The organism is uncultured Campylobacter sp., from assembly GCF_938041645.1.
Taxonomy (GTDB): domain Bacteria; phylum Campylobacterota; class Campylobacteria; order Campylobacterales; family Campylobacteraceae; genus Campylobacter_B.
The window spans coordinates 1-7,015 of record NZ_CALIST010000029.1; the positions used below are offsets into that span (position 1 = coordinate 1).

Below are 7,015 nucleotides of genomic sequence, written 5' to 3' on the forward strand. Positions count from 1 at the left end.
CACGGCGGAGTGATTTTTATAGATTTGCGCGACCGAAGCGGGCTGTTACAGCTAGTCTGTGATCCCAAAGATAGCCACTCGGCATACGAGGTAGCAAATACCGTGCGAAACGAATTCGTCCTAAAAGCCGTCGGCAAGATCCGAGCTCGCGGCGAAGGGCTGGAAAATCCAAATTTAAAAACCGGCGACATCGAAGTCGAAGTAGAAAGCTTAGAGATCGAAAATCCAAGCAAGCCGCTTCCTTTCGTAATCGGCGATAAAAGCGTCAACGAAGAAACGAAGCTGAAATATCGCTTTTTGGATCTGCGCGCAGAGGGCAGCTTTGATAAATTTAAGATGCGTTCCAAGGCTGCGATCGCCGCGCGAAATGCGCTCGATAGGCTCGGCTTTGTAGAGGTCGAAACGCCGATCTTAACGCGCGCGACGCCTGAAGGCGCTAGGGATTATCTGGTGCCTAGCCGCGTCTATCCGGGCAGCTTCTACGCGCTTCCGCAAAGTCCGCAACTTTTCAAGCAGCTTTTGATGTGCTCGGGCTTTGATAAATACTTCCAGATCGCGCGCTGCTTCCGCGACGAAGACCTGCGCGCCGATCGCCAGCCGGAATTTACGCAGATCGATATCGAGATGAGCTTCAACACTCAATACGACGTAATGAGCGTAGCCGAGAAGGTTTTAAAGGACATTTTCAAATCCTGCGGCCGCGAGATCGTCACTCCTTTTAGACATATGGAGTATAAAGACGCGATGGAGCTTTACGGCAGCGACAAACCCGATCTGCGCTACGATATGCCTTTCATCGACGTAGCCGATATTTTTGAAAAATCGAGCAACGAAATTTTTTCAAATTTAGCCAAAGACCGCAAGGCTAACCGCGTAAAAGCGCTAAAAGTCGAGGGCGGCGATCTGAAATTTAGCAAGCGCCAGATGCAAGGCTTTGAGGAATACGTTAAAAAATTCGGCGCGCAAGGCCTTGCGTTTATCCAAGTAAAAGAGGACGGACTAAAGGGGCCGCTGGTAAAATTCTTTGAAAAAAGCGAGCTGGACGAACTCATCAAGCGCTGCGAGCTTAAAGTCGGCGACGTCGTATTTTTCGGCGCGGGCAAAAAGAAAATCGTGCTTGATTATATGGGCAGATTTAGAATTTTCCTCGCAAACGAGCTTGGTCTGATCGATCCGAACAGGCTTGAGTTTTTGTGGGTCGTAAATTTTCCTATGTTTGAGCAAAACGACGACGGTAGCTACTCCGCGATGCACCATCCTTTTACGATGCCGAACAATCCCGACGAGCCCGATTTGGAGGATATTACCTCGATTGCCTACGACGTCGTGCTAAACGGCATCGAACTTGGCGGCGGCAGCATCAGGATCCATAAAGCGGACATTCAAGAAAAGGTCTTTAGGCTGCTTAAAATCGAGCCTGCGGAGCAGAGGGAGAAATTCGGCTTCCTGCTTGATGCGCTAAGCTTCGGCGCGCCTCCGCACGGAGGTATCGCGATCGGCTTTGATAGGCTGATGATGCTCGTTACCGGCTCAAGCAGTATCCGCGAGGTCATCGCGTTTCCTAAAACGCAGCGCGCGCAGTGTCCGCTCACCAAAGCCCCTAGCGTCGTTACAGACGAGCAGCTCCGCGAGCTAGGTCTTAGGCTTCATAAGAAGGAGCAAAAATGAAAAGCCTTTTTCTAATCATCGGCGCTCCGGGCAGCGGCAAAACGACCGATGCGAGTATGATCGCTCAGATGAATCAAAGCATCGAGCACTACTCCACGGGCGATCTGCTACGCGCCGAGGTAGCAAGCGGCAGCGCTCTGGGCAGGCAGATAGATGGCTTCATTTCTAAAGGCAATCTCGTGCCGCTTGATATCGTCGTAAATGCTATCGTTAGTGCGATTAAAAGCTCGCCTAAAGACTTCATCATCATCGACGGCTATCCAAGGAGCGTCGAGCAGATGAATAAGCTAGACGAGGTGCTGCGAGGCGACGATGATGTAAATCTTAGCGCAGTCATCGAGGTGTGCGTCAGTGAGGAGGTCGCCGAGCAGCGCGTTCTGGGGCGCGCTCGCGGGGCGGACGATAACAAGGAGGTCTTTAAAAACCGCATGGCGGTATTTTCAGAGCCGATCGAGGATATCCGTAAATTTTACGGCGACGCGGGCGTATTTTACAGCGTAAACGGCGAGCGCACGGTCGAGGAGATCGTAGCGGACATAAACGCTATAATCGCCGCACAGATCGAAAAATTAGGCTAGCGCGCTTGGATGGCGGCTTAAATTTTAAGCGCCTTCGGCTCCTTTTTTTGTACCGCAAGCGGTGCAGATCGCGCTTAAATTTAATGCGCCTTTTTTGCGAGTGCGCCTTTAAATTTATAGCTTGCCGTTAATGGAGATAGTTAAATTTTAGGCGTAAAATTAAGTAGCCGCTGTGTAAATTTTAAATGCGAGCGTCAAATGCAAGCGGATTTTAAATTTAATGAAATTTTGGATCTGTTTGCGGACGCAGAGATTAAAATTTTAAGGATAGATATGATTAGAAAATTTTTACTTAGTATGGCTTTGTGTGCGGCTGCATTCGCTGCGGGCGGGTTCGTGCCAAGCGGCTCCGCGGCGCAAAATCAGCCGTCAAGCGTCAAAGAAGCGCTTAAATTAAGAGATGATTCTTCTGTCGTAATCGACGGCAAGATAAAATCTCAACTCAAACACGAGCATTATAGATTTGTGGATCAAAACGGCGATAGCATCGAGGTTGAGATCGACGATGACGTTTGGCGCGGCGTGAGCGTGGATGAAAATACGCTCGTGCGAATTAGCGGCGAGATCGACAAAGATTTTGCCAAAACGACGATAGACGTGAAAAATATCAAAATTTTAAATTCTAAATAAAGGAAAACTATGGATCTTTCAAAGATAAAAGTGGGCTCAAACCCCGATAAAATCAACGCAGTAATCGAGATCCCTTACGGCTCGAATATCAAATACGAGATAGACAAAGCAAGCGGTGCGCTCTGCGTAGATCGCGTGCTCTACGGCGCGATGTTTTACCCAGCAAACTACGGCTTCGTGCCCAATACCTTGGCTGACGACGGCGATCCTGCGGATGTTTTGGTGCTAAACGAATACCCGCTTGCCGCCGGTAGCGTGATCCCGTGCCGCTTAATCGGCGTTTTGATGATGGAGGACGAAAGCGGCATGGACGAGAAGCTCCTTGCCGTGCCGGTTAGCAAGATCGATCCGCGATATGAGGGCATTAAAGGGGTCGCCGATCTACCTAAAGCGACGCTGGATAAGATCAAAAATTTCTTCGAAACCTATAAGCTTTTAGAGCCGAATAAATGGGTTAAAGTGAAGGATTTCGCAAGCGCCGCGGAAGCCGAGAAAATCCTAGACAAAGCGATCAAGGCTTATAAATAAGTCATTTTTGCGCGCTTGGCGCTAAAATTTAATCAAAATTTGACCGATCCGCTCGGTCAAATTTTATCTTTAAATTTTAATTTTACAAATTTGCAAATTTTAAAATATTTTAAATTCCGCGCAAATTTTACCTGAAGCCTGCGCTTAGTTTTTTTCGCTTGTTTTTCGGCGGTTAAGCTAAGCAATCTTGAGTTATTAAATAAAGATTTTTAAAACTACATTGCGCAAAATATCTCGAGGATTTACGCGCTAATGGCAGAGAAATTCCGCGAGCTAAAGGCTTCATATAGACCGCAGTTAAAATTAAAATTCGCTATCTTGATTTTGAAAGAGATCGCGGGCGTCATTGCAAAATTACAAAGCTGATGTCATCACGGACAGGAGCCTTTGGACTGCCGTACTACGTAAAAATTTAAAATTTACACGCTACATAAAATTCGGAAATCTAAATGATGCCAAATGATTTACTATCGCCATCTTTTTAAATTTAGTAATAAATCTATAAATTTTGATTCCAAAGGCTTTTGTTTTAATAAGACGTCAAACATTTGATTAAATTTTTAAAACTGAAACTCCCATGTGAGTTTATAGTTCCTACCCGGCGAGTAAAAGCGGTTGATGCCAAGCCCTGTTTCTTGATCTATCAGATTGCTAGTTCCAAAAGGCCTTATTGATCTGGCGCTTTCCCAAGTGATATATTTGCGATCGGTTATATTATATGCGCCTGCACGAAGAGTTAGATATTTGATCGGCTTTACATATGTTACGAAGTCTATCGTGGTATATGCGCCACTTCTCCATTCCACTTCGCTATTGCTTACAGGTTTGCCGTTTACGATTTTGCCGCTTCGCGCTTGCTCATACCAATACATATTATAGGTGTCGTCTCCTTTTTTTGCAGCTACCGCAGTTACAAATAGATCCGCGCCGAATTTATCTCCAGGGCTTTGGTAGCTTACGCTATAAACCGCCGTTCTAGGCTGGATAGCATTCATCGGAGTATCTATTTTGCCGTTACCTATGTCCATTCTACCCTTTTGGATACTTAGCTTATATCCAATGCTAAAACCCTGCAATGGCTGCCAAATTTGATCCAAAGCCAGTCTTGAATCTATCTCTATTCCTCTTACCCTTGCTTTTGGACGATTTACGTTTTGATACACAGAGGCAGGCATTGTACTTCCGCCGTTTCCGTAAGGAAGCTGAAATTCCCCCTTATATTGTAAATCTATAAAATTCCTATAATCCGTTTGGAATAAATTCAATGTAACGAAGCTTGGAGAATTATGAAACGTAAAGGCAATCTCTTTAGTCTTTGCCGTTTCTTTTTTCAAATCCAAATTCGGATATATCGAAAAATCCGGATGCTGGAAAGTGAAGTAAATTTCATCCGAAGTAGGCGCCCTAAATCCGTTTGCATATTTAAGCTGAAGCCTGAAAAAATCAAGTGGATCAATGCTTGTAGATAAAGAATATGAATTTGCCGAATATTTTCTCTTCTGAGAAGCTAAATATACGGCGTTGGCTTCTGCATTTGCATTCTTATGCGCCTTTATCTCATCACTAGACGGCGTACCGGGAAGTGGAGTATAAGGAACAAACATTCCGATAAATAGATCAGTTGGAATTTTTGGCGTAACGCCTGGGGTATATGATGGATTGTGTTTAACCTTATCATACCTATAATTAAGATCAAAGGCTAAAACATCGTTTATACGAAAGTCATCTCCCACATAAAGCGCTCCGGTTTTGGTTTCAACCGGAATAAGGAAGCTAAAAGGATCATCTTCGTGACCGCAAGCGTTATTATAGGCAGAGGCATTGGTATATGATTGGCATTTATCTGGATACCAAGTGCCTAATATGGGAAACTTAGGATTAGTATTTCTAACTCCTGCAAAGTATTTAGCCCACCATTGTTTATTTTGAGGAGAATAACCCGCCCTATTTACCATACTTTTATCGCTTTTACTATAAAGCCCTCCATAACTTAAAGAGTGTTCTGTGCTTTTTATATGAAAGTCTTTTGTAAGATCAAGATTAAACTGCTTAGTATTGGTGTTTAAATCTCTATCCTTCCAGTTATTTTCTACGTATCCGTTTTGGCTAGGTAAAAGTATCTCATCCGAACCAACCGGTGATAATTTGCCGTAATTGCCTTTACTATAAGGCGTAGTTACTTTATTTATTGAATATGTTTTATATGTACCACTATTTGTATCAAAAAGAGTCATACCTTTAGAGCAATCATATTCATCACAATTGATATAGGCATCATCATTAGGTTTATAACTGCTATATGCATTCATATCTAATATATGGGATTCGTTTTTTGGATTATCCGGATCCGAAAAATCAAACTGGCTATCTACTAACGTAGGCATAAATCCCCACTTTAGCCATGTCTTTACTTCCCCTCCATATTTATCTACCATTTTTCCGTCTTCATTTATATGAAGACCGGACGGATTTGAATTTCCCGCGCAGTTATCGCCCTCGCAATACTCATCCGTTCTCGCTTTTAACTTAATATGTTGCTTGTTATAGCTAAATTTTAAGCTATCCCACAAAGGCGTTTCGTCGAAATTTTCGTAAGTGAACGAATAGTTTTTTCTTTCGCTTCTATCGTTGGTATGTCGTATGTCATTAGTTAGAGCACCCCAAGGAGTTTGCGTATTATAAAGAGCAAATTGATTCGACCAGTCTATTCCCTCTGATTTTATATTAGACTTATCGTATCCTAAGCTAAATCTATCGGTATCGGTAGGCTGAAAGCCAAATTTTACCAATGTGCTTTTTTTGTAAATTCTATAAGGATCAGGTTTTTCTCTAACTTTTCTTATAACAGTAGGATCATATTTTTTATATCCCCAGTTTTTTAGTTCATGTCCTTCTCTATCAGTGTGAATAGCCAAAAGATCAAACCACTTAAACCTAACTGCAGCTGCGTGGCTTTGCCAGTTTTGTCTATCCGCACTTTGATACCCGCGCTTAAATCCGTAATACCAATCCTTCTCCGTTAGATAATCTCTCGCATCCTTTGTCTCAAACGCTACTGAGCCACCTAGCGCGCCCGAGCCTCTTTTTACCGAATCTGCACCTTTAGTGATATCTACCTGTCTTACGTTTTCAACCTCAACGCCGTTTCTAGTGTTATTAAAATTTCCATATCCTTCAAATAGATCTTTAAAACCTTGCGAGCTTAACGTTTCTGCTTGGCGAAGTCCATCAATACTTATATCTACACGGTTTTCATCTACTCCGCGGATAGAATAACCACTAGCACCGAATCTTCCGCTTTCGACAACTGAAACGCCGGTTTCGTGACGAACCATATCTCTGCTATCGCTAACTTGCTCTTTGGCGAGTTGCTTGGCGCTCTTTTTAGTTTCGCCGACTTTTTTGGTAAGCGGGTCGCTTTCTACGTTTCCCGTAACATTGATCTGCCCTAAATTTTGGGAGCCACCTTCGCTATCATCCTGTGCAGCTAAAGTGGCCGCGCATAAACAAAGCGCCCCCCCCGCTGCAATAAAAAACCTAAATAAGCTCATTTTGATCCTTTTATAATACTATTTCTCATAGGCGTTATTAAAAAAAGCAGTATATTAGTG

General features: G+C 43.6%; 5 protein-coding genes. 4 read left to right on the forward strand and 1 reads right to left on the reverse strand.

Annotated features, from left to right (window positions below; translation table 11 throughout):
- The 4 genes from aspS to ppa all read left to right on the forward strand — a co-directional run.
- Positions 1–1,668, forward strand: a 1,668-nt coding sequence (gene aspS / locus Q0600_RS04795; RefSeq protein WP_298757540.1) for an aspartate--tRNA ligase, incomplete at its 5' end; no start/stop codon positions are given.
- On the forward strand, positions 1,665–2,246 hold the full coding sequence (locus tag Q0600_RS04800; protein WP_297944626.1) for an adenylate kinase: 582 nt from the start codon (positions 1,665–1,667) through the stop codon (positions 2,244–2,246). The genes aspS and Q0600_RS04800, both read left to right, overlap by 4 nt.
- Before the next feature lie 273 nt (positions 2,247–2,519).
- Positions 2,520–2,876: a NirD/YgiW/YdeI family stress tolerance protein gene (locus Q0600_RS04805; protein WP_298757548.1), complete on the forward strand. Its 357-nt coding sequence runs from the start codon at positions 2,520–2,522 to the stop codon at positions 2,874–2,876.
- A gap of 9 nt (positions 2,877–2,885) precedes the next feature.
- Positions 2,886–3,404: an inorganic diphosphatase gene (ppa, locus tag Q0600_RS04810; protein ID WP_298757542.1), complete on the forward strand. Its 519-nt coding sequence runs from the start codon at positions 2,886–2,888 to the stop codon at positions 3,402–3,404.
- A 560-nt stretch (positions 3,405–3,964) separates the two neighbouring features.
- Here ppa and Q0600_RS04815 read toward each other — a convergent pair.
- Complete coding sequence (locus tag Q0600_RS04815) at positions 3,965–6,955, reverse strand: TonB-dependent hemoglobin/transferrin/lactoferrin family receptor (protein WP_298757545.1); 2,991 nt, start codon at positions 6,953–6,955, stop codon at positions 3,965–3,967.
- Positions 6,956–7,015 lie beyond the last annotated feature (60 nt).

Excerpts from the sequence above, each read along its gene's own strand:
- Q0600_RS04800 (WP_297944626.1), top strand. The coding sequence starts at position 1,665 with ATGAAAAGCCTTTTTCTAATCATCGGCGCTCCGGGCAGCGGCAAAACG.
- Q0600_RS04815 (WP_298757545.1), bottom strand. The coding sequence starts at position 6,955 with ATGAGCTTATTTAGGTTTTTTATTGCAGCGGGGGGGGCGCTTTGTTTA.
- Q0600_RS04805 (WP_298757548.1), top strand. The coding sequence starts at position 2,520 with ATGATTAGAAAATTTTTACTTAGTATGGCTTTGTGTGCGGCTGCATTC.
- ppa (WP_298757542.1), top strand. The coding sequence starts at position 2,886 with ATGGATCTTTCAAAGATAAAAGTGGGCTCAAACCCCGATAAAATCAAC.